Below are 22185 nucleotides of genomic sequence, written 5' to 3'. Positions count from 1 at the left end.
GCCCGTGGCCGATTCCCGCGTCACCACTGCCGCGACCCCGCCTCGTCGGGGCGCGATCGCGCTCGTCCGTGCGGTCTCCGCAGGTCTCGTCTCGTACGCGCTCAAGTTCGGCGTGGTCGGCATCATCGGCCTCGTCGTCGACGTCACCGTCTTCAACCTCCTCCGGGTCGGCGGGATCGGCGGAGAGCACCTGCTGTCGGGGCCGATCGGCGCCAAGGTGGTCGCCGTCGCCGCAGCGACCGTCGTCACCTGGTTCGGCAACCGCTACTGGACCTTCCGCGAGCACCGCCGAGCGAACTACCTCCTCGAACTCGCTGAGTTCAGCGTCGTGGCCGTCGCGGGCATGGCCGTGAACCTGCTGCCCCTCTACGTCTCGCATTACGTCCTGGGCTTCGACAATCTGGTGGCCGACAACATCTCGGCCAACGTCATCGGTCTTGTGCTCGCGACCGCCTTCCGATTCGTCCTCTACCGCTACTGGGTGTTCGGTCACCACCGCTCAGGAGGAGTGGTCGAGCGGCGCGAAGCCGAGATGGCCGCTGCCGCTCTGTTCGAGGACGACGCCTCCGCCGTCGCCGACACATCCGGGATCCGCCTGCCCCACCGCTGACGTCCCGTCGCTGATAAGCGCGTGCACCGACCTCGACTTCTGACGCGAATGCCGCCCGCATCGGTCGGGTGAGAGTGAAGAGAAGGTTCTTTCCGCCATCGCGGTACCGTTCGCCTCTCCGCGCGTCGTCCGCGATATCGGGAGCGAGAATCGACGCCTGTGCGATGTGCTGCCGGTGCCCTTGTCCGCTCGAGAACGTCTGGTGCTGCTGGTGCCATGATTCGGACGTCAGCAGTGACTGATTTCTACCCTTATGCGCCTCGGGATCAGTTGGCGCGAGGGGAGATCCGACGCCCGAGAAGTGCGCTCTCGTGACCCGCTGTCATCAGTTGAGGGACCCTCCTAGGAGCTTCCACGCCCACGTTTCACCGGCCCGCAGAGGACTCTCCTCTCGTTGTCCCGCGAGAGATGACGGCGCAGGAATGCCGTTCCCCTCTGCAGGTGATGAGATCTCTCGTTTTTTGGGAGGAAGCGGGGGCGCCGCCGACAGAGTCGTCGACGCGCATCGTGAGATGGCCGAGCGGGGCTCCGGGACCCGCCGTTCATCACAGGCGCCCGAGAGAAGCCTGTCGGCCGATTACACTGGAGCTGTGCCTGAAGAGACGACGTTCCCCCAGCGCGCCCGCAACGAGGGCGCGACCGAAGCGGAGACCATCGAGGAGCTCCGTGACCGCTTGGATTCCCTGCTGAACGACCCACTCGATCAGTGGGCCGCGAACATGCACTTCGGCGGTGTCCACTACGTGGCCGACTTCGAGTCGACCCTCTCGTGGAAGGTCACGCGGCCGTTGCGTGCAGCACGCACCTTCCAGATCCGCGTCGGTCAGCTGGGCCTGCCCGGCGCAGTGCGCCACTCGATCCGTTACGCCAAGCGCCGTTTCGGCGGTCGGGCCCGGTGAACGACCTCGACCTCGCGGGTCGCGACGCCCGCCGTGCCTTCGTCGTGCAACGGCTCGAGCAGATCGCGCCGTTCGTTCTCGAGGATCCCGCGGCGTCGGCCGATCTCGCCGACCGGGGCCCCGGGCCCTTCCTCGATGAGATCGCGCGAGCTGTGCAGCGTCGCGACTCGGACGACCTGACCTGGCTTTCGCTGGCGGCGTTCCTCGGGGTCTACCCCGTGCCGCACCTGTTCAGCTGGTTCAAACGCTCGCTGCAATTGGCGCAGCCGCACGAGGCGATGCGCGTGTTCATGGTCGCCGGCACTCGGGCCTCGACCGGCTACCACGACCTCTCCACGACGCTCTCCGTCGTCACCGACGCGGTCGTGGTCGACGTCGACTTCTGCGCCCGCAACTCGCACGCGACCGGTATTCAACGCGTGGTCCGTCAGACGATGAAGCGTTGGCATCGTGACCACGATCTGATCCTCACCGCCTGGGAGCACGGTTCCATGGCGTTGCGTCGGCTCGGTGCCGGAGAGCTCGAGCGGGTCATCGACTTCGAGACCAGCAGTGCGCGGCCCTGGGAGCAGGGCCGTCCCGACCGCGTCGAGTTCGTCGTGCCGTTCCGCTCGACCGTCGTGATACCCGAGGTGCCCACGGTGGGCATCTGTGATCCTCTCGCCGCGCTCGCTCAGTTCTCGGGCAACACGGTCAGCGTGATCGGATACGACGCGATCCCGGTGGTCAGCGCCGACACCGTGCCACCGCAGGAGAGCCTGCGCTTCGTCAACTACCTCACGGTGGTCAAGCACGCCACCCGGGTCGCGGGCATCAGCGCGGCCGCGACACAGGAGTTCGAGGGCTTCACGGCGGCACTGCCCGCCCAGGGGCTCGAGGGCCCTGAGCTGTCGACCGTCTCGTTGCCCGTCGAGTCGCCTCCGCTGACGACGGAGGCGACTCCCGAGAAGGACGACCTCCCTCTCGTTCTCTCGGTCGGCAGCCACGAGCCGCGCAAGAACCACCTGGCGACCCTCTTCGCAGCAGAGATGCTGTGGCGCGAGGGCAAGAAGTTCCGGCTCCGTTTCATCGGCGGGGGCAATCCGTGGGCGACCCAGGTCTTCGACGTTCGGATCCGGGAGGCTCAGCGCCGAGGTAGGCCCGTCGAGATCGTCCGCGGTGCGAGCGACGACGTGCTGGTGTCCTCCTACCGCAACGCACGGTTCTTCGTCTTCGCCTCGACTCATGAGGGCTACGGCCTGCCTGTGGCCGAGGCGCTGGCTCTCGGCCTCCCGACCATCACGTCCGACCGCGGATCGCTGGCCGAGATCGCCGCCGACGGCGGATGCCTGACTGTCGATCCCTACGACGACGACCAGCTCCTCGCGGCGATGCGCGAGTTGCTCGACTCCGATGAGCGGCTGGCGGAGCTCGCCGCGCAGGCTCGCTCTCGTCCGAAACGAACCTGGAACGACTACTCCGCCGAGCTGTGGGAGGCCCTCGTGCCTTCCAGGGCTGGGCGCGACGAGGAGGATGACGATGCGTGAGTCGACAGCGATCGAGCGCCTGACCCTGCTGCTCGAGACAGTCGAGCCGACGACTCCTCCGGCCCGCCAGGTTCCGGCTCTGGTGCGGCAGGTGTCCGATGCGCTCGCCGAGCCGACCTTCGAGCAGACATGGCTCCTCCTCGCGGTTCTGAACGCCGAGCTGCCGGTGCGCGATCAGGTCGTCGATTCGCGGCGCACGGCTCGCCTCGAGGGGGTCGCGCGGCTGGTGGAGTCTCTGCTGCGGCCGACCGCCGCCGCGCGTGTCCTCGATATCGTCCGCTCTCCTGACACCGTCGTGATTGCACGGCACGCCGTGCTTGTCGATGTCCACCACACCGCTCGCACCGGCCTGGCGACGGGAATCCAGCGGGTCGTCCGCAACACGATCGTCGAGTGGAACAGCCGCCACGATGTGATGCTGATCGTGTGGGACGACGCGATGTCCGGATTCCGCGAGGTCGGCAGTGAGCTGCGCACCAATGCGCTCTACGGATCGGCCCCAGATGCGCGGCTCGATCCTCGGGCCCCGGTGGTGGTGCCCTGGGAGTCGCTCTACGTCCTCCCGGAGCTCGCGATCGAGGACGCACGGAGCGCACGGCTCTCGGCCTTCACGGAGTTCAGTGGTAACGCGACCACCATGATCGGCCACGACTGCGTTCCGCTCACCACGGCCGAGACCGCTCATGGCGGCATCAGCGGTCAGTTCCCACGAACCCTCGTCGCCGTCTCGCATATGGACCGTGTCGCCACCGTGTCGCACGCCTCGCAGACCGAGTTCCGGGGCTGGCGCGGCATGCTCGAGGGCGAATCCGGTCCAGACGTCGACGCGATCCCGTTGCCGGCCTCTGCGGGAGGGGGCGCCGACTTCGACGAGGAGGGCACCCGCGCTCTGCTGGGCGCCGAGGACGGGAGCCCTCTCGTCGTCTGCATCGGCAGCCACGAGCCGCGCAAGAACCACCTGGCCGTGTTGCATGCCGCTGAGCTGGTCTGGCGGTCAGGGGTCGACTTCACGCTCGCCTTCATCGGCGGGAACGCGTGGAACAGCGAGGAGTTCCAGGGTCGAATGCATGCTCTGCAGGACGAGGGCAGAGCGGTGGACTCCTTCTCGGCGATCACGGACGAACTGCTCTGGAGCGCGTATCGGAGCGCGCGCTGCACGGTGTTCCCCTCGCTCAACGAGGGATTCGGGCTTCCGGTGGCTGAGTCGCTCGCAGTCGGAACTCCGGTCATCACTTCCGGCTTCGGCAGCATGAAGGACATCGCCGCCCAGGGCGGCGCTCTGCTCGTGGATCCCCGCGACGACCGCTCGATCCGTGACGCGCTCATCTCGCTGATCACCGATGACGAGGTGCACGCGCGCCTCACCGCGGAGGCGCACGCCCGGGTGAACCGGACGTGGGGTGAGTACGCCGACGAGCTGTGGAGCTACGTCACTGCTGTGGCTCCGGCTGGCGTCTCGGTGCACTAGAACGCAGCGCCTCCTCCTCCCCGAGGGTGCGGGCAGGGGGCTCAGGACTCCACGAGGCCCTGAGCGGCACGCACGAGTGACTCGGCGGCGTCGCTCCAGGGGCGTACTCGTCCCGCCTCGACGTGTCGAGGATGGGCGAGAACGGACTCGAGTGCGCGTCTCAAGGCTCTCTCGTCGTGGAGCGGCACGAACTCCGCCGCGCTTTCGTGCCCGCGCAGTGCATCGCGGATGCCCGGGATATCGGACACGACGACGGGCGTCCCTGTCGCCACTGCTTCGAGGGCCGGCAGACCGAACCCCTCGTGCAGCGAGACGAGGGCGAGGGCGTCAGCGCCGGTCATCAGCGCCGGCATCTCGGCGTCTTCGACGAAGACGGGCGAGAGCCGGACATCGGCTCCGGCGGTCACTGCCTCGTCGACGGCTCGTCGGACATCGTCGTCGTCCCACGAGGTCGCCCCGACGATCAGGAGCGTCGTGGCCCGAGGGCGCTCTGCGGCGGCGAAAGCCTCACGAGAGCGGCGACGTTCTTCCGCGGCTCCACCGCACCGACGAACAGCAGGTAGCGGTCGACCCCGACCCCGACCCGGGCGCGGACTGCGGCGACCTCGGCGGCGGCACGTCGACGGAAGACCGAAGCGTCCACGGTGGTCGGCAGGATCACGACGCGGTCCCGCTCGACGCCGAGGTGCTCGACGATCTCTGCGGCGGCGGAGGGAGTCCCCGTCGCGACGAGGTCGGAGCGCGAGAGCCAGCCGGGCATCCGGGCGCGGAGGAGAGCCCGACGGTCGGCGGGAACGAGCTCGGGGGCTACAGCGAAGCAGGCGTCGTGGACGAAGGTTATTCCGCGGGAGTGTCGAGTCAGCGCCCAGTTGCGGTAGTTCGGGAAGAAGTAGACCCCCCGTCCGACGAACGGGTCCAGGGGGACCGACGTCCGAGTCAGCAGGCCTACGAGTCGCCGGGGGAGCGGAATGCCCCGGACGGAGAACGGCAGTCCGATGCTCGCGACTGCCCTGCGCTCCGAAGCCGGAACGAAGAGGATGACGTCGACGTCGCCCCGACGGTGCGCGGCCTCGAGCGCCCGCAGGGTCTCGAGGAGGACATGGCCCACGCCGGTCAGCCGCTCAGCCGCCAGAGGACTCGCATCGACGAGCAGCCGGACCTGCTCCGAGGTCATGCCAGGGTAATGCCGTCGACCGTCGCGGACGCCCCGACGTCTACCAGACCGACCCGCTTGCTCGAGCGCTCGACCGTGAAGCGGGCGCCCACGGGCACCCGGGTGAATTCTCCCGTGTCCATCGTCGACGCGGAGGCGTGCACCGCATACGTTCCGCCGCCGAAGTGCGTGTCCGGCAGGTGGAAGACGACGGTGGTCTCCTTCGTGAGCGGCGGGTGCTCGAAGCCCAGGCGCATGGTGTTCGTCCCGAAGACGACCTGGCCGAGAGGAGTGTCCACACCCATTCCGAGGAACCAGCGCTCCAGGGGAGCGGATGTCAGCGGACGCAGGGTCACGCGCACCTCGAGGTCGTCTCCCGGGCGCAGGATGCGGTTACCCTGCTCGACCGTCCCGCCCTCAAGTTCGATGCTGACGATCTCAGCCGGCTGGGCCTGCTCGGGCTCCTCGCCCGCCTCCTCCGCTTCTGCGCTTTCCCGCTCGACCCTTTCCTGGCGCGACGACTCGAATCCGTTGCGGAGCACTTCGAGGCCGCGGGCCGTCTCTCCGTCGTAGATGACGGAACCGTGCTCGAGGACGACCGTGCGATCACAGAGTTCGCCGACCTGTTCGAGGGAATGGGTCACGAGCACGATCGTCTTGCCGGCACGCTGGAACGCACGGATGCGGTCCATGCATTTGCGCTGGAACGGCTCGTCGCCGACCGCGAGGACCTCGTCGACGAGGAGGAGATCGGGATCGGTGTGGATGGCGATCGCGAATGCCAGCCGCACATACATGCCCGAAGAGTAGAACTTGACCTGGGTGTCGATGAAGTCCGAGATCTCGGAGAAGTCGACGATCGAGTCGAACTTGTCCTCCAGTTCCTTTCGGGAGAGCCCCAGGATCGCCCCGTTGAGGAACACATTCTCCCGCCCTGTGAGGTCGGGGTGGAATCCCGCACCCAGCTCAAGGAGTGCAGCCAGACGCCCGCGGCGCTCCACCGTGCCGGTCGTGGGCTGGATGATTCCGCCGATCAGCTTCAGCAACGTGCTCTTGCCGGAGCCGTTGGCGCCGATCAGGCCGACTGTGGATCCCAGAGGGATGTCGAGATCGATGTCGCGCAGCGCCCAGAAGTCATCGCGGTGCTGCTTGCCCCGGCCGAAGTTGACGACGCGCTCTTTGAGGCTCTTGTCCTTGCGGATCACGAAGCGCTTGGAGGCGTTCTGAACGCGAATGATGGTCGGCATCGCCGCCGCGTCGGGAACGGCGACCTCGGTCTCGAGTGTCATGCGGTCAGATCTCCTGTGCGAAGTTGCCCTCGAGGCGGCGGAAGATGCGGTGGGAGACCCAGACCAGCACCACCCCGACGAGGAAGACGATGAGAAGGTGCAGGGCCATGTCGGCGGGCCACGGTTGCCCGGGCACCGCGGTGAAGCTGCCATCGGCCTGCTCGACCAGCGTCTCGTGGGATCCGGGACCCCAGATGGCCCGCTGGAATGCGAGCATCGCGTTCGTCATCGGGTTGAGCAGGTAGATCTGCTCGATCCAGCTCGGCACCGTCTGCACCACGAAAGACCAGGCGTAGGTGATCGGCGAGAGCCAGAAGAAGATCAGTAGCCCCACTTCGACGAGGAACTGGATGTCGCGCAGGTAGACGTTCAGTGCGGACAGTGCGAGTGCGAGTGCGAGCCCGTAGACCAGGGTGACTGCGAGCGCCGGGATGATGAACAGGAGCTGCCAGCTGATGGTGAGGGCTCCGAGCGCCGCCGCTCCCACGATCAGCACGAGGAACTGCACGGCGAAGTTGAACAGAGCGGCACCGATGGTCGCGACGGGGAAGATCTCGCGGGGGAGGTAGACCTTCTTGATCAGTCCGGCGTTCGCCAGGATCGACGTGGTCCCGGTCGCGACGATCTCGCTGAAGAGGTTCCAGAGGGTGAGACCGCAGAACACGAAGATCGCGAACACAGGGATGCCTCGGGCCGCTCCGAGGAACTGACCGATCGCCACGTAGTAGATCATCAGCATCACGAGGGGGCGGATGAGCGTCCAGACGAAGCCGAGGCTGGAGTCCTTATAGCGCGCCTTGAGCTCGCGGTTCACGAGGAGCCGGAGCAGCTCGCGGTGCTTGAAGATGTCGATCAGTGCCGAGACGAAACCGCTCGCGCGGCGCCCTCCGGGCTGCGTGCCGCTCTGATGGAACGGCTCCTGGGCGATCGCATCGACGCGGTCCGCCGCGCGCGTGATCGTGGTATTCCTGCTGCTCATCGGTCTCCCAGCCATAGCACTGCCGTGGCGGCAGCCAGATCATTGTACGTTTCGGTTCCGCGGCGGCGCGGAGACGGCGCGGGGTGATCCGCGCAGTCAGACCGCTCGGCGCGCGAGGTGGAGGTCGTTCTCGACCATCCGGGCGACGATCTCCTCGAAACTCACGGTCGGCGACCAGCCGAGCACCTCGCGTGCGCGGGAGGCGTCGCCCCGCATCTCGGGGGCGTCGACCGGCCGCGCGAAGCGCGGGTCGACCGTGACCCGGTGCTCCCAGTCGTCGATGCCGGCGGCCGTGAAGGCGGCGCGGACGAAGTCGCGCACCGAGTGGGCGACTCCGGTCGCCACGACGTAGTCGCCGGGCTGCTCGGCACGGGAGGCGCGCACCAGTGCATCGACGTAGTCAGGGGCCCAGCCCCAGTCGCGGCGAGCATCGAGATTGCCCAGCGAGAGCTCGGACTCGGCCCCCGTCGCGATGGCGGCGACACCCGCCGTGATCTTGCGGGTCACGAAGCCCGGGGGCCGGCGGGGGGACTCGTGGTTGTAGAGGATTCCCGAGGACGCGTGCAGCCCGCGCCCGCGGTAGACCGCGACCAGGTGGTGGGCGAACGCCTTCGCCGCGCCGTAGGGCGAGACCGGTCGGATGGGGGTCTCCTCGGTCTGCGGGTTCGCTGTCGCCGCGCCGAAGATCTCGGAGGACGACGCCTGCACGAAGCGCACCTCGCGACCGGCCGACTCCTGGAGTGCCAGGAGGCCTCCAGGAGAGCTGCGACCGCCGTTCCGGTGACCTCGGCGGTCAGCACGGGCTCCTGCCACGAGAGGGCGACGGAGGACAGGCCGGCCAGGTGGAACACCGTGTCCGGCTGCGCCCGGGCGACGACTCGGCCCAGGCCGGCCGGGTCGCCGAGGTCGCCCTCGAAGGCGCGGACAGCGGCCGGCAGGGAGGCGGCATCGGCCCCGCGCACGAGCGCGGAGACTTCCCAGCCGTCGGCGAGCAGGGTCTCGACGAGGTAGCCCCCGTCCTGTCCGCTCGCTCCGGTGACGAGAGCTGCGGGCATGACTACCTGATCAGCGCCGACTGCTCGGCGAGATCGTTCTCGACCATCATCGACACGAGCTCGGGGAACGAGACCTTCGGCTCCCAGCCGAGGACGTCGCGGGCCTTCGCCGGGTCGCCGATGAGGAGGTCGACCTCGGCCGGGCGCATGAACGCGGGGTTCTGGGTGACGTAGGGGGTCCAGTCCTCGATGCCGACATGGGCGAAGGCGATGTCGAGGTACTCGCGGATCTCGTGGGTCTCACCGGTGGCGACCACGTAGTCGTCCCCCTCCGGCTGCTGCAGCATCCGCCACATCGCGTCCACGTAGTCGCCGGCGAAGCCCCAGTCGCGCTTCGCGTCGAGGTTGCCGAGCTCGAGCGTATCCTGCAGGCCGAGCTTGATCCGCGCGACCGCGAGGCTGATCTTGCGGGTGACGAACTCGGGGCCGCGGCGGGGCGACTCGTGGTTGAAGAGGATGCCGGAGGAAGCGTGCATGCCGTACGACTCGCGGTAGTTGATGGTCATGTAGTGACCGAAGACCTTGCGACGCCGTAGGGGGAGCGCGGCCAGAGCAGCGTGTCCTCGCTCTGCGGGACCTGCTGCACCTTGCCGAACATCTCGGAGGAGGAGGCCTGGTAGAACTTCACTCGCGACATGTCGTCGCCGGCGTAGAGGCGCGTGGCCTCGAGGATGTTGAGGACGCCCTTGCCGGTCACATCGGTGGTGAGCGAGGCGTTCTCCCACGAGTAGGCGACGAACGAGATCGCGCCGAGGTTGTAGACCTCGTCCGGCTGAGCGGCGGCGAGCACGCGCACGAGGCTCGAGACGTCGGTCAGGTCGCCGGTGAGCAGGGTCACACCGGGCACGGTGCGGCGCACCAGCTCGTACTTCGGGTTGTTCTGCCCGCGTACCAGGCCGAAGACCTCGTAGCCCTTCGAGAGCAACAGCTCGGCGAGGTAGAGGCCGTCCTGGCCGGTGATTCCGGTGATCAAAGCGCGAGGCACGTGGTGGTCCAATTCGTCGGGGTCGATGACAGCGGGCTACATCCTACCCACGGGCGTCAGAGGCCAGCGGGATCGACGCGGCGCCGCGGGTATCCTGGCCCGGCTCGGACACGATTGGACGCCATGCCGGAACCGCTCCCCGTCACGCTCGCTGTGCTCACCGTCGATCCGGGCGGGATGGGCGGCGGCGAGACCTACGCCCGTGCGCTGACGCGCCTCCTGGTCCCGCGGCCGGGGGAGGAGGGGCTCGCCGTCCAGACTCTGGTCCCCGAGAACGCGCGCGGCTTCAGCGAGGGAGTGCCCGAGGTCGTCGCCGAGGGGGTGCAGAGCGGAGCCGGCCATCGCCGTCGCGCGATCGGGATGCTCCAGGGGCTGCTGCGCACGCGGCGCCTGCGTCGGCGGCTCGGCCGCGAGGCCGTGCTGTACTTCCCCTTCACGGTACCCCTGCCCTATCCCTCCCGCCGTCAGGGTCACGTGCAGATGCTGTTCGACCTCCAGCACCGCGATCTGCCGCACCTCTTCCCGCGGGTCGAGCGCGTCTTCCGCCGGATCGCCTATGAGGCCACGGCGCGGCGCGCGGACGCCGTGATCACCATCAGTGCGTTCACCAAGGGCCGGATCGTCGAGCTGCTGGGGATACCGGAGGAGCGGATCCACGTGTCGCACCTGGGCGTGGACACCGAGCGCTTCCGGCCCCACCTCGGTTCGCGCGAGAACTTCGTGTTCTATCCGGCGCGCGCGTGGCCGCACAAGAACCACGCGCGCCTGTTCGAGGCGATGCGGCTGCTCCGGGCCGAGGGCCACGCCCTGCGGCTGGTGCTGACCGGAGGCGATCTGGACCGCCTCGGCCCGCTACCGGACTTCGTCGAGTGGCGCGGCCACGTCACTCCGGACGAGCTCGCCGACCTCTACCGTCGAGCCGCGGTGCTGGCGTTCCCGAGTCTCTACGAGGCTTCGGTCTTCCGCCGATCGAGGCGATGGCGTCCGGCTGCCCGGTCGCGGCGGCCGACTCCGGCTCGCTGCCGGAGATCTGCGGCGAGGCGGCGGTCTACATCGATCCGCTCGAGCCCCGCTCGATCGCCGACGGGATCCTCGAGGCGATCGCGCGCACGGGTGAGCTCGGGCCGCTCGGGGTGGAGCGGGCCCTCCACTTCAGCTGGGAGCGCTGCCGAGAGGAGCACCTCGCCGTCTTCCGTGCCGTCGGGGAGCGGCGCCGCCCGCGCTGACCGGCGTCACTCCCGCGGGCGGAGCAGGCGGCGCCAGCTCAGGCCCTGCGCCGCCCGCATCGCGCAGAGCACGACCAGCAGCCAGCCCGCGTCGAGGAGGATGGAGCTCTCGGCCAGTGCGGTGACCACGAGCACCGTGAGCACCAGAACCGGCCAGACGTGCACAACGGCCTTGCGCTCGGAGGCGATCAGCCAGGACCGCCACAGCGCCAGGCCGACGAGCACCACGAACAGCACGACTCCGACCAGCCCGACCTGCAGCGCCACGTCGAACAGCGCGTTGAGGCTCGACGAGTGCGGCCGGCCCGAGAGGTAGTCGATCGCGGTGAAGGGGTAGAGATCGGTGCGCCAGTAGCCCACCCAGCCCCAGCCGATGATCGGTGTCAGATCGCTGAACCGCCAGACCTGCTGCCAGAGCCGCAGCCGGAACTCGAACTCGCTCCCGGCGTTGAGCAGCTCGATCACGCGGTAGCGCAGGAGCCAGGCGGTGAGCGCAGCAGCGATCGCGACGCCGAGGACGACGTACTGGCGACGCCTCCGATGGCCGCTGTCGCCGCGGCGGACCCAGCGGAGCGCGAGAGCCACCACGGCGGCCACCGCCAGGACCCCGGCGCTCACGGCCGACCGGGTGAAGAGGAGGGTCGTCGCCGCCAGGACGATCGAGGCGATCGCCGGCCCGCGTGCCACGGAGCGGGTCGCCAGCTCGACCGAGAACGTCACGATCGCCAGCAGGCACACCAGCCCGAGCTGGTTGCGGGTGCCGACGAGCCCCTGGATCGGCCCGCCGTCGGCGAGCAGCCCCTCGACGCCGAGGAAGCGCAGCGGCACGTCGATCAGGATCCCGGAGAGCACCTCGACGGCGATCGAGGCGATCAGGACGAAGCGCAGCACGTCGCCGACGGAGCGGATGATCTGGATGATGTCGCGGGTGAGCCCGATCGCGATCGCGAGGAAGGCGAGTGCGAGCTGGTAGGTGACGCTCGAGAGCGTCACCCACTGGTAGTCGCTCCAGAGGACGCTCAGGCCGGTCCAGCCGAGGAAGACCAGGATGCTCGTGGGCAGCAGGCCCTCCCAGTCGAGCAGGCCACGGCGCAGAACGAGCATCCCGGCCGCGAGCAGGACGAGACCCGCGACGGCTGCGATGTAGCCCGGCCAGCCGATCATCCCGCGCACCGCCGGGGCGCAGAGCACGGTGACGAGGGTCGTCTGCGCGAGGGCCGCGGCGAACTGCGGCGACGCCGTCGCGTCGGCGACGGAGGCGGGGAGCGAGGGGCGGCGGAGCCTCATCGCCTCGAGCGGGAGCTCGCCGGAGGGTCGGCTCGGCGGCGAGCACCTCGGCCGCTTCGGTCGCCGGCTGCTTCGTCTGCACGGCGAGGACCACGAGGAGCATCCAGCCGCCCTCGATCAGGATCCGGCTCTCGAAGAGCGACTGCGCGAGCAGCGCGACCACCAGAAGGAGGGGCGCGAGCGAAAGAGCGGAGTAGGGGAGCGTCGACCGTGCGTCCCGCCGGGGGCGGTCGACCGCGCGGAACCAGGAGCGCCACAGTGTCGAGACGGCGAGGGCCGCAAAGAGGAGGAGGCCGACGACTCCGAGCTGGAGGGCCACGTCGAGCCAGGCGTCGTGCGCCTGAAGGTAGAGCACGCCCTTGCGTTCGGCGAGGGTGTCGAAGGGAGCGACCCACGGCGCCCAGTAGCTGACCCAGCCCCAGCCGAGCACGGGGCGTTGCAGAGTCAGCTCCCCGACCGCGCGCCAGATGTCGAGGCGGCCGGTCGCGTCCTCGCTCTTGCCGAGGACGCCGAGCAGAGTGCCCCACCCGGCGCTGCCCGCTGCGCCGAGGACGACGGCCAGTGCGGCGGCGGTGAGGTACACGGGGCGCCGGCCGCTCTCTCCACGGTGACGGGCCCACAGGGCGAACCCGGCGGCCAGCGCGACGGCGACCAGGCACAGCAGCACCGTGGCGGAGCGGGTGAGCAGGAGCGTCGCGGCCGAGAGCGCGAGCCACAGGACACCCCAGCGGCGGGTGATCGAGCCCGCCGCCAGCTCGATCGCCACGACCACGAGGCCCAGGAGCGCGAGGAAGCCCAGGAGGTTGCGGTTGCCGACGATGCCCTGGACGGGGTCGCCGGTGAACAGGGCGGCCTGCGACCAGTAGAACGCATCGGGCACGCGACCGTCAGCGGGGGGCTCGATACCGACCGGGAGGATCGGCTGCCGGACGGCGACGGCGACCACCAGCTCGAACAGCAGGGACAGGCCGATCGAGATCCGCAGCGCGCGCCCGAGCGCGGTGACGAGCTCGCCCGTGCTCAGGGTGAGCGCGAGCATCACGCCGCCGACCGTCGTGGCGAGCTGAGCGCCGACTCCGATCGCGCTCGCCCCGGGATAGGCCGACCACAGGAGCGAGAGCAGCGCGAGCGCCAGGAAGGCGACCAGCGACTTCGGCGTGCGGGCCCAGCGCAGGCGCGGGCGCGCGCGGACGAGCACGACCACCGAGGCGACGAGCAGGACGGCCACGACGAGGCCCCACCCCCACCAGCCGACGAGGTTGCGCAGCGCCTGCCCCGCCAGCAGCACCGCCAGCACTGCCACGGCCAGCCCTCGAGGAGCGGCGGGCGCGACGCGACGGATCATGGCGACCAGTCTAGGGAGCGGCCACGAGCGGCCCGTCGCCCGCCCGGCGAGCCCAGGCGACGGAGCCGATCGGCCGGAGACGCTCAGACGAAGGCGGCCGTACCGGTGATCGAGCGGCCCACGATCAGCGTGTTCATCTCGCGGGTGCCCTCGTACGAGTAGAGCGCCTCCGCGTCGGCGAAGAAGCGAGCGACCCCGTAGTCGAGCACGATGCCGTTGCCGCCCATCACCTCGCGGCACCAGGCGACCGTCTCGCGCATCCGCGCCGTCGCGTAGGCCTTGGCGAGCGCCGAATGCTCGTCGCGCTGCTCGCCGGCGTCGAGCATCTCGGAGACGCGGGTCGCGAGCGCGATGCTCGCCGTGATGTTGCCGATGCTCTTCACCAGGAGGTCCTGCACCAGCTGGTGGCCCACCAGTGGCTTGCCGAACTGCACCCGCTCCTTCGCGTAGCGCAGAGCCGCGTCGTAGGCGCCGATCGCGACTCCGATCGCCTGCCACGCGACCTCGGCCCGGGTGAGGCGGAGGACCTTCGCCGTGTCGCGGAACGAGTTCGCGCCCTGGAGTCGCAGCGACTCGGGCACGCGGACGCCGTCGAGCACGATGTCGGCGTTCTGCACGGTGCGCAGGCTCTGCTTGCGGGCGATCGCGGTGGCTCGGTAGCCCGGCGTCGAGGTCGGCACCAGGAAGCCCTTCACCTGGGAGTCCTCGACGTCCTTGGCCCAGATGACGGTCACGTCGCTGAAGGTCGCGTTGCCGATCCAGCGCTTCTCGCCGTCGAGCACCCAGGTGTCGCCCTCGCGTCGCGCGGTGGTGCGCAGGCCCTGTGCGGAGTCGGAGCCGGAGTGCGGCTCGGTCAGCCCGAACGCGCCGACCACCTCGCCCGAGGCGAGCCTCGGCAGCCACTGCGCCCGCTGCTCGTCGGAGCCGGCCACGCCGACCGTGCCCATCACCAGGCCGTTCTGCACGCCCACGTACGTCGCGATCCCAGCGTCGACCCGACCCAGCTCGAGCGCCACCCAGCCGCGGAACACCGCCGAGTTCTCGAGAGCCCGGGTCTCGGGCCAGGACAGACCGATGACGCCGGTCGCGTGCAGCCCGGGGATCAGCTGACGAGGGAACTCCGCGCGCTCCCAGTAGTCGTCGGCGATCGGCCGCACCTGCTCCTCGAGGAAAGCCCGGAGGCCGACGAGCAGCTTCTTCTCGCCCGGGGTCAGGCCCGCCTCGAATCCGTAGAAGTCGGCTGTCAGGGTCTCGAAGGTCGTGCTGTCCATGCTCCATGCTCCATCGCTCGTCGGACACGGCACCGCGGCGCCGCAGTGGCGGCGGCGATGCTGCTGCGCCCAGCGTACGAACGCGGCGGACGAGCGCCGCGTCCTCTGGTGGTGAACGCCAATGGGCGGGCCCTCCTCCCGGGCGCGCGTTGTGGATCCTGCTAGCGTCGGGGCGGGCCGGCCCGGGCGGATCCGGGCGAGCGGCTCCGACCCACTCCCCGGACGGAAGGCCAGAGCTCCCATGTTCATCCCGATCGGCAACACACCCCGCGACTACGCCTGGGGCTCGCTCACCGGCATCTCCGAGGCTCTCGGCACGGCGGCCTCCGGAGCCCCCGAGGCCGAGCTCTGGCTCGGGGCGCACGCCGGCTCGCCCGCGCGCGTGCTCGACCCCTCCGTGGTGGGTGCCGACACACTCGCCGAGTGGATCGCCCGCGAACCCGAGGCGGCGCTCGCCGGAGTCGAGGGATCGGTCGATCCGGTCTCGGGAGCACCGCGTCTGCCGTTCCTGCTGAAGATCCTCGCCGCCGGCGGTCCGCTCTCGCTCCAGGCGCACCCCTCGGCCGAGACGGCCCGGCGCCGCTTCGTCGAGGAGGAGGCGGCCGGCATCCCCCTCGACGCTGCCGATCGAAACTACAAGGATCCGTTCCACAAGCCCGAGCTGATCTACGCGCTGAGCGAGCGCTTCGACGCGCTGTGCGGCTTTCGCGATCCCGCCGCCGCGCGGACGCTGTTCGCCGAGCTCGCGCAACGGTCGTCGGGCGCGGGCTCCGCAGCCGTCTCGAGTTTCGCGGACTCACTCGACGGTGAGCCCGCCGCGGTCCTCCGACGTGCCGTCTCGTGGCTGCTCGCCGACGGCGACCGCGCCGACGTCGCCGCCCTGGTGACGGCCGTCGTCGACGCCTGCGCGGGTGACGACCGGCTCGAGACGGCGACGGTCCGCGACCTCGCCGCGTCCTACCCCGGCGATCCCGGCATCGTGCTCTCCCTCCTGCTCAACAGGGTTCGGCTGGCCCGCGGCGAGGTGCTCTACCTGCCGGCGGGCAACATCCACGCCTACCTCGACGGCACCGGCGTCGAGGTGATGGCCGCCTCCGACAACGTGCTGCGCGGCGGGCTCACCCCCAAGCACATCGACGTCCCCGAGCTCGTGAGCGTGCTCGAGTTCTCGCCGCTGCCGGTGCCGTACCTGCCCGCCGAGGAGGCGGCGCCCGGCGTCCGCCTCTACCGCCCCGATGTCCCGGACTTCGTGCTCGCCGTCGTGCAGCCGGAGTCGGACGAGGCCGTCCGGGTGCAGCTGCGCGGACCGGCGATCGCGATCGCCACCGACGGCTCCTTCGCGGTGAGCGGAGCCGAGGGCTCGGCACGGGTCGAGCGCGGCGAGAGCGTGTTCGTGACGCCGTCGGAGGGTGCCCTCGCGGTCACCGGGCGCGGGACGCTGTTCGTCGCGACTGTCTGATCCGCGCTCCCTCGGCTGCACTCCCTCAGGCGGCGAAGGTCCTCCGGTAGGCCGCGGGCGTCGTCTGCAGCACCCGGGTGAAGTGGTGCCGCATGACCGCGGCCGTGCCGAAGCCCACCCGGGCGGCGACCGCCTCGAGCGTCAGGTCCGACTCCTCCACGAGCAGTTGCGCCCGCAGGAGGCGCTGCCGGGTGAGCCACGCGAGCGGAGTCGTCCCGAGGTCGGCGCGGAACCGGCGCGCGAAGGTGCGCGGCGACATCAGGCGCGCCGAGAGAGAGCCTCGATCGTGAGCTCCTGATCGAGGTGTTCGAGCATCCATTCCATGACCGCGGCGAAGGAGTCGGCGTGCGCCACCGGAATCGGCGTGCGCAGGTACTGCGCCTGGCCGCCGTGCCGCTGCGGAGGAACGACCATGCGCCGCGCGACGACGCTCGCGGCCTGCGGTCCGAGCTCCTCGCGGACCACGTGCAGCGCCGCATCGATCCCGGCCGCGGTGCCCGCGCTGGTCACCAGGCGCCCCTCCTGGACGTACAGCACGTCCGCATCGACGGTCACGGCGGGGAAGCGCCGCGCCAGCTCCTCGGCGTGCATCCAGTGGGTCGTGGCCCGTCGCCCGTCGAGCAGTCCCGCCTGCGCGAGCGTGAAGGCGCCGCTGCACACGCTCAGAATCCATGCGCCCCGCTCGTGCGCGCGGCGGAGGAGGCCGAGGACCCGGTCGTCCGCCGGACCTCCGCCGTGCGCGGGGACAGCGATCAGGTCGGCGTCCTCGGCAGCGGTGAGATCGTCGAGGACGACGACGTCGAAGCCGAGAGCGCTGCGGACGGGGCCGGGATCGGGAGTGACGATGCGGAAATCGAGCGCGGGCCCGCCGTCTGCGCCGCGGTCGATCCCGAACACTTCGCAGACGACGCCGAACTCGAACGGTGCCAGACCGGGCAGGGCGAGGACGGCGACCGAGCGGAGCACCCTGGCAGGATATCGCCGTGCATCGTGATCCTGCCGGTCGTCGCGCCGCCGATAGGGTGAGTTGCGGTGCGCAAAGCCGCGGGCCGGGTATCGAGGAGGTTGCGCATGGCATGGCTGGTCACCGGGGGAGCCGGGTACATCGGGGCGCACGTCGTCCGCTCCTTCTCCGAGCAGGGCATCGACCCCGTCGTGCTCGACGACCTGTCCTCGGGGCACGGGGCTTTCGTGCCGGACGGCGTCCCGTTCCATCAGGGCTCGATCCTCGATGAGGCGCTTCTCGACCGCGTCTTCGCCGAGCACGACATCGCGGGCGTCGTGCACGTCGCCGGCTTCAAGTACGCGGGAGTCTCGGTGCAGCGCCCCCTGCACACCTACGAGCAGAACGTCACGGGCACGATGCGCGTGCTCGCGGCGATGGAGCGCGCCGGCGTCGACTCGATCGTCTTCTCCTCCAGCGCGGCCGTCTACGGCGCGGTCGACGTCGAGCTCGTGACCGAGGACACCCCCAAGAGCCCGGAGTCGCCCTACGGCGAGTCGAAGCTGATCGGGGAGTGGCTGCTGGCCGACGCGGGTCGCGCACATGGAGTGCGCCACGCCTCCCTGCGCTACTTCAACGTCGTCGGCTCTGGCGCGCCCGACCTCTATGACACGAGCCCCCACAATCTCTTCCCGCTGGTGTTCGAGGCTCTGTTGGCCGGCCGGACCCCGCGGATCTACGGCGACGACTACCCGACGCCCGACGGCACCTGTGTCCGCGACTACATCCACGTCGCCGACCTGGCACTCGCCCACGTCGCAGCGGCGCAGAGGCTCGCCGCAGGGGAGCCGGTCGATCCTGTCTACAACCTGGGCAGCGGAGTCGGCGCGTCGGTGGGCGAGATCATGCGCGCCATCGCCGAGAGCACCGGTATCGCCTTCACCCCGGAGGTCGCCCCGCGCCGCCCCGGCGACCCGCCCCGCATCGTCGCCTCCGGTGAGCGCGCCGCCCGCGATCTGGGCTGGCAGATGCGCCACACCGTCGCCGAGATGGTCGAGAGCGCCTGGCGGGCCCGCAGCGCGGCGAACGGCTGACAGGAGTTCATCTTCACGACACGCCGGAGCCCGATGAACCCTCCACGGAGGGTTGAGGGTTTATGGTCTGCGACTTGACCTGAGCGAATGACACCGCTGTAATTACCTAGGCGGTCGCTCCGGGAGGAGCTGCCCGCCGTCCATCGGTTCGCAGGCGGGGTAGGAGACGGCATGACGCTTCCGGAACAGCACTCCGGAGTCCCCGAGGACTGGTTCGTCGATCCCGTCCGCCTCGGTGTTCCCGGGGTCCGGCCGGGCATCGACTCCGAGACAGCGCCGCCCACCGGTGCGCTCTCGTGGCAGGTCGACTCCCTCTGCGCACAGACCGATCCCGAGGCCTTCTTCCCCGAGAAGGGCGGGTCGACCCGCGATGCGAAGAAGATCTGCACCTCCTGCGAGGTCCGCGCCCAGTGCCTCGAGTACGCCCTTGAGAACGACGAGCGCTTCGGCATCTGGGGCGGCCTCTCGGAGCGCGAGCGCAGGAAGCTGCGCCGTCGGGCCTGATCCCGGCCCGTGCTCGCGGAGCGCGCCACATCGGTGGGGCGGCGAGCCATAGGCGGGGCCCCGGTCCCGATCGCTTAGGGTGGTCCGCGATGTATCCACGAGTCACCGCCGTCCTCGTCGCGCGCAACGGCGCGGCGTACCTGGAACGAACCCTCACGGCCCTGCGGGCGCAGACCCGGCAGCCGGACGCGACGGTCTTCGTCGACGGCGGCTCGAAGGACGCGACCGAGGAGCTGCTCGCCTCCTGGGGCCCGACGCAGCTCGTCCAGGTCGCCGAGAACCTCCCCTTCGGCCAGGCGGTGGCGCGCGCCGTGCGCGTCATGCAGCCGCCGGCAGGTGAGGACGAGTGGCTCTGGCTGCTCGCCCAGGACTCCGCTCCCGAGCCCGGCGCCCTCGCCGCCCTCCTCGGCGCCGTCGAGGTCGCTCCCTCCGTCGCCGTCGCGGGGCCGAAGGTCATGGACTGGACCCGATCCGGGTACATCCGCAGCTACGGCGAGTCGGTCACGAAGTACGGAACGACCGTCCACCTCGTCGAAGACGAGCTCGACCAGGGGCAGCACGACTCCACTCCCGATGTGCTCGCCGTCTCGGCGGGCGGCATGCTCGTTCGCCACTCGCTGTGGGAGGAGCTCGGCGGTTTCGACCCCGGCCTGCCCGTCGTCGACGACGCCCTCGACTTCTCGATCCGCACCCGCCTCGCCGGGCACCGCGTCAGCCGGGTCCCGGATGCCCGGGTCACGACCGCGCGGATCGGCCTGCAGCGACCCGACGGACGTCGGATCGACAGCGGGGAGCGCCGCCGAGCGCGCCAGCACCGCACCGCGCAGCTGCACCGTCGGCTCGCCTACGCGCCCGTCGCGCTCCTCCTGCTGCACTGGCTCTCGCTCGTGCCGCTCGCCATCGGCCGCGCCGTCGTACGCCTCCTGCGCAAGCAGCCGGGGCTGGTCGGAGGCGAGCTGCTCGCGGCCGTCGTCGTCGTGTTCGGCGGCACGAAGGTGCTCCGCGCCCGCAGGGTGTTGCGCTCGTCGAAGAACGTCGGCTGGAAGGCGGTGGCTCCGCTGCGCATCCCGCTCGACGTGGTGCGGCAGCTCCGCTCCGTCCGGCACGACGCGGTGCGCGTACAGGCCGGGCGCGATCGGCATCCGCTGCACTTCTTCCAGGGCGGGGGCGTGTGGATCGTGCTCGTGGCTGCGCTGGCCGGCCTCGCCCTCTACACCCCCCTCGTCGCCGCTCCCGCCCTCAGCGGCGGAGGACTGCTCACGCTCTCGCCCACGGTGGCCGAGCTCTGGCGCAACGCCGCCTACGGCTGGCGCGACCTCGGTCCCGGCTTCATCGGAGCCGCCGACCCGTTCGCCTCCGTGCTCGCCGTGCTCGGCTCGCTGACCTTCTGGTCGCCGAGCTTCTCGATGGTGCTGCTCTACCTCCTGGCCCTTCCCGCCGCCGCGATGGGCGCCTGGCTGATGATCGCGAGACTGACCCCGCGCGCCGCGGCCCGGGCCGCCGGTGCGCTGGTGTACGTGCTCGCACCCTCGTTCTTCGCCGCGCAGGCTGACGGCCGGCCGGGCCCGCTGCTCGTGCACATCCTGCTGCCGTGGCTGTTCTTCGCGGGATACGGCGCGTACCGGTCGTGGTCCGCCTCGGCGACGGCGTCGATCCTCGCTGCGGCGGTCGTCGCCAGCGCGCCCGTGCTCACGGTGCCGTTGCTCGTGATCTGGCTCGTCGTCGTCGCGACGTCAGGCCGCCGCCTGGGGCGCTTCCTCGGTCTGCCGATCCCCGCCCTCGTCCTGCTCTTCCCGCTCATCCTGGCTCGGGCGCCCCGGGGCGACTGGCTCGCGATCGTCGCCGACCCCGGCGTGCCGCTGCCGTCGGGGCAGTCCGAGACGGTCGCGCTCCTCGCGGGCTTCCCCGGCGGGCTCTCGACCGGGTGGCTCGGGTTCCTCGGCGGCCTCGGCGTCGACGCCTCCGTCGTGCCGCTCGTCACCGCCGCGCTCGTGCTCCCGCTCATCGTCTCCGCGGTGGCGGCCCTGCTGCTGCCGAACAACCTCTCGGCGCTCGGCGGCGTCGGCGTGGCCGCGGCGGGTCTCGTCACCGCCTCCCTGGCCCAGGGCGTGCAGGTGACCACGACGGGCTCCGAGACCGTGGCCGTCTGGAGCGGCACCGGGCTCAGCCTGTACTGGCTCGGACTGGTCACCGGCTTCTCCCTCTCGATCGCCGCCCTGCCCTCCCTCCGGATCGTGCCGGCGCTCGCGGTCACAGCCGCCGTCGCGGTGGCGGTCGGCCCGTTGGCCGTCGCGTTCCCCACCGGTGCCGGAGTGACGACCACCACGGACCGCTCGCTGCCCGCCTACGTCGCCGCGGAGGCGCAGAACGATCCTCGGGTGGGAACCATCGTGCTCGTGCCACAGGCCGACGGCGGGATCCTCGCGCGCCTGGAACGCGGCGCGGGGGCGACACTCGACCAGCAGTCGACGCTCGCCAACACCGGCGCCGAGCGCACCGACGCCCTCGACGAGCTGGCGGGCAACCTCGTTTCCCGCACCGGCTTCGACGTGCCCTCGGCGCTGCGGGAGCTCGGCGTGCGGTTCGTCGTGCTGACCGAGCCCGCCGACAGCCAGGTCGGCGACGCCGCCGCCTCCGTCCGCGCTCGTGCCGCGGTGGCGCTCGACGGGAACGCCGCGTTCTCGGCCGTGGGAGACACCCGCTACGGCCTGCTCTGGTCGGCCGTCGACACCGAGGGCACCCGCACGGAGGCCGCGCCCTCCGGCGTGGTCGGACCGTTCGGAGTCGCCTACACGATCGCGCTGGTGCTCGTCTTCCTCGTCGCCCTCCTGCTCGCGGTCCCGACCGGGCTCTCGCTCGAGCGTGGCCGCTCCGGAGGCCCGGTCGCGGGGATGGACGACGAGCCCGGCGAGGCCACCGGCCAGTTCGACGACGGGAACGACGATGCCTGACGCCGCCGACCAGGAGAACCGCATGACCGACCCCGAGTCCTCCGGCCGCCGTTCGCGCGCCGACCGGCGATCCGCGCGGGCGGAGTCCGCCTCCTCCGGGGAACCGGATCGCGCTCCGTCCGCGGCGCGCCGGCGCCGCAC

Annotated in this window: 15 protein-coding genes and 5 pseudogenes; 9 read left to right on the top strand and 11 right to left on the bottom strand. The window is 70.7% G+C overall.

The genetic code is table 11. The features are described 5' to 3' along the window. Positions 1-4 precede the first annotated feature (4 nt). The 4 genes from ACH61_RS04000 to ACH61_RS03985 all read left to right on the top strand — a co-directional run bounded on the left by ACH61_RS04000 (position 5) and on the right by ACH61_RS03985 (position 4503). Positions 5-610: a GtrA family protein gene (locus ACH61_RS04000; RefSeq protein WP_082845001.1), complete on the top strand. Its 606-nt coding sequence runs from the start codon at positions 5-7 to the stop codon at positions 608-610. Between the two features lie 590 nt (positions 611-1200). Continuing rightward, entirely contained in the window at positions 1201-1509 is a 309-nt protein-coding gene (locus tag ACH61_RS03995; RefSeq protein WP_068208836.1) for a hypothetical protein, read from the top strand. Further along, positions 1506-3035, top strand: a complete 1530-nt coding sequence (locus ACH61_RS03990; protein WP_068208834.1) for a glycosyltransferase family 4 protein — start codon at positions 1506-1508, stop codon at positions 3033-3035. Before ACH61_RS03995 ends, ACH61_RS03990 begins: the two co-directional genes overlap by 4 nt. Beyond that, positions 3028-4503, top strand: a complete 1476-nt coding sequence (locus tag ACH61_RS03985) for a glycosyltransferase (RefSeq protein ID WP_068208833.1) — start codon at positions 3028-3030, stop codon at positions 4501-4503. The genes ACH61_RS03990 and ACH61_RS03985 overlap by 8 nt, the downstream gene beginning before the upstream one ends. A gap of 41 nt (positions 4504-4544) precedes the next feature. Here the strand turns inward: ACH61_RS03985 and ACH61_RS18145 are convergent, their stop codons facing one another. The 7 genes and pseudogenes from ACH61_RS18145 to ACH61_RS03955 all read right to left on the bottom strand — a co-directional run bounded on the left by ACH61_RS18145 (position 4545) and on the right by ACH61_RS03955 (position 9964). After that, entirely contained in the window at positions 4545-4967 is a 423-nt protein-coding gene (locus ACH61_RS18145; RefSeq protein ID WP_236713531.1) for a glycosyltransferase, read from the bottom strand. Continuing rightward, entirely contained in the window at positions 4967-5677 is a 711-nt protein-coding gene (locus ACH61_RS18140; protein WP_068208828.1) for a glycosyltransferase family protein, read from the bottom strand. The genes ACH61_RS18145 and ACH61_RS18140 overlap by 1 nt, the downstream gene beginning before the upstream one ends. Continuing rightward, a complete protein-coding gene (locus tag ACH61_RS03970; protein WP_068208827.1) occupies positions 5674-6945 on the bottom strand; it encodes an ABC transporter ATP-binding protein in 1272 nt (423 codons plus the stop codon). The genes ACH61_RS18140 and ACH61_RS03970 overlap by 4 nt, the downstream gene beginning before the upstream one ends. A gap of 4 nt (positions 6946-6949) precedes the next feature. After that, positions 6950-7924: an ABC transporter permease gene (locus ACH61_RS03965; protein ID WP_068208826.1), complete on the bottom strand. Its 975-nt coding sequence runs from the start codon at positions 7922-7924 to the stop codon at positions 6950-6952. Positions 7925-8020: 96 nt separating this feature from the next. Next, entirely contained in the window at positions 8021-8632 is a 612-nt protein-coding gene (locus ACH61_RS18805) for a GDP-mannose 4,6-dehydratase (RefSeq protein ID WP_269085052.1), read from the bottom strand. A gap of 92 nt (positions 8633-8724) precedes the next feature. Next, positions 8725-8979, bottom strand: a pseudogene (locus ACH61_RS18800) (GDP-mannose 4,6-dehydratase); the annotation flags it as partial. A gap of 2 nt (positions 8980-8981) precedes the next feature. Beyond that, positions 8982-9964 (bottom strand): annotated as a pseudogene (locus ACH61_RS03955) (GDP-mannose 4,6-dehydratase). Positions 9965-10087: 123 nt separating this feature from the next. Between ACH61_RS03955 and ACH61_RS19255 the strand changes: the two are divergent. Continuing rightward, positions 10088-11190 (top strand): annotated as a pseudogene (locus tag ACH61_RS19255) (glycosyltransferase family 4 protein). A gap of 6 nt (positions 11191-11196) precedes the next feature. Here the strand turns inward: ACH61_RS19255 and ACH61_RS03940 are convergent. The 3 genes and pseudogenes from ACH61_RS03940 to ACH61_RS03930 all read right to left on the bottom strand — a co-directional run bounded on the left by ACH61_RS03940 (position 11197) and on the right by ACH61_RS03930 (position 15093). Next, on the bottom strand, positions 11197-12477 hold the full coding sequence (locus tag ACH61_RS03940; RefSeq protein WP_068208816.1) for an O-antigen ligase family protein: 1281 nt from the start codon (positions 12475-12477) through the stop codon (positions 11197-11199). Positions 12478-12766: 289 nt separating this feature from the next. Next, a pseudogene (locus tag ACH61_RS19250) lies at positions 12767-13516 on the bottom strand (O-antigen ligase family protein); the annotation flags it as partial. A 389-nt stretch (positions 13517-13905) separates the two neighbouring features. Beyond that, positions 13906-15093, bottom strand: coding sequence for an acyl-CoA dehydrogenase family protein (locus ACH61_RS03930; protein WP_068208814.1), 1188 nt, complete (start codon positions 15091-15093; stop codon positions 13906-13908). Positions 15094-15334: 241 nt separating this feature from the next. On the opposite strand from ACH61_RS03930, the gene manA reads away from it, so the two are divergent. Next, positions 15335-16552, top strand: a complete 1218-nt coding sequence (gene manA, locus ACH61_RS03925) for a mannose-6-phosphate isomerase, class I (protein WP_068208812.1) — start codon at positions 15335-15337, stop codon at positions 16550-16552. A 25-nt stretch (positions 16553-16577) separates the two neighbouring features. Here the strand turns inward: manA and ACH61_RS03920 are convergent. Then, positions 16578-17518, bottom strand: a pseudogene (locus ACH61_RS03920) (GlxA family transcriptional regulator). A 105-nt stretch (positions 17519-17623) separates the two neighbouring features. Here ACH61_RS03920 and galE point away from each other — a divergent pair. From galE to ACH61_RS03905, 3 genes are all read left to right on the top strand, one after another. Beyond that, positions 17624-18589 carry a UDP-glucose 4-epimerase GalE gene (galE, locus tag ACH61_RS03915; protein ID WP_068208811.1) on the top strand — a complete coding sequence of 322 codons (966 nt, stop codon included), beginning with the start codon at positions 17624-17626 and terminating at the stop codon, positions 18587-18589. Positions 18590-18760: 171 nt separating this feature from the next. Continuing rightward, positions 18761-19093: a WhiB family transcriptional regulator gene (locus ACH61_RS03910; protein ID WP_082844998.1), complete on the top strand. Its 333-nt coding sequence runs from the start codon at positions 18761-18763 to the stop codon at positions 19091-19093. Positions 19094-19182: 89 nt separating this feature from the next. Then, positions 19183-22044 carry a glycosyltransferase family 2 protein gene (locus ACH61_RS03905; protein WP_068208809.1) on the top strand — a complete coding sequence of 954 codons (2862 nt, stop codon included), beginning with the start codon at positions 19183-19185 and terminating at the stop codon, positions 22042-22044. The last annotated feature ends 141 nt before the right edge of the window (positions 22045-22185 follow it).

Source organism: Rathayibacter tanaceti (assembly GCF_001634385.1).
Lineage (GTDB): Bacteria > Actinomycetota > Actinomycetes > Actinomycetales > Microbacteriaceae > Rathayibacter > Rathayibacter tanaceti.
This window is presented reverse-complemented; position numbering and strand designations above follow the sequence as displayed.

Coding starts and splice junctions, on each gene's coding strand:
- ACH61_RS03970 (WP_068208827.1), bottom strand. CDS start 6,945: ATGACACTCGAGACCGAGGTCGCCGTTCCCGACGCGGCGGCGATGCCG.
- ACH61_RS03905 (WP_068208809.1), top strand. CDS start 19,183: ATGTATCCACGAGTCACCGCCGTCCTCGTCGCGCGCAACGGCGCGGCG.
- galE (WP_068208811.1), top strand. CDS start 17,624: ATGGCATGGCTGGTCACCGGGGGAGCCGGGTACATCGGGGCGCACGTC.
- ACH61_RS03930 (WP_068208814.1), bottom strand. CDS start 15,093: ATGGACAGCACGACCTTCGAGACCCTGACAGCCGACTTCTACGGATTC.
- ACH61_RS18140 (WP_068208828.1), bottom strand. CDS start 5,677: ATGACCTCGGAGCAGGTCCGGCTGCTCGTCGATGCGAGTCCTCTGGCG.
- ACH61_RS03965 (WP_068208826.1), bottom strand. CDS start 7,924: ATGAGCAGCAGGAATACCACGATCACGCGCGCGGCGGACCGCGTCGAT.
- ACH61_RS03910 (WP_082844998.1), top strand. CDS start 18,761: ATGACGCTTCCGGAACAGCACTCCGGAGTCCCCGAGGACTGGTTCGTC.
- manA (WP_068208812.1), top strand. CDS start 15,335: ATGTTCATCCCGATCGGCAACACACCCCGCGACTACGCCTGGGGCTCG.
- ACH61_RS03985 (WP_068208833.1), top strand. CDS start 3,028: ATGCGTGAGTCGACAGCGATCGAGCGCCTGACCCTGCTGCTCGAGACA.
- ACH61_RS03940 (WP_068208816.1), bottom strand. CDS start 12,477: ATGAGGCTCCGCCGCCCCTCGCTCCCCGCCTCCGTCGCCGACGCGACG.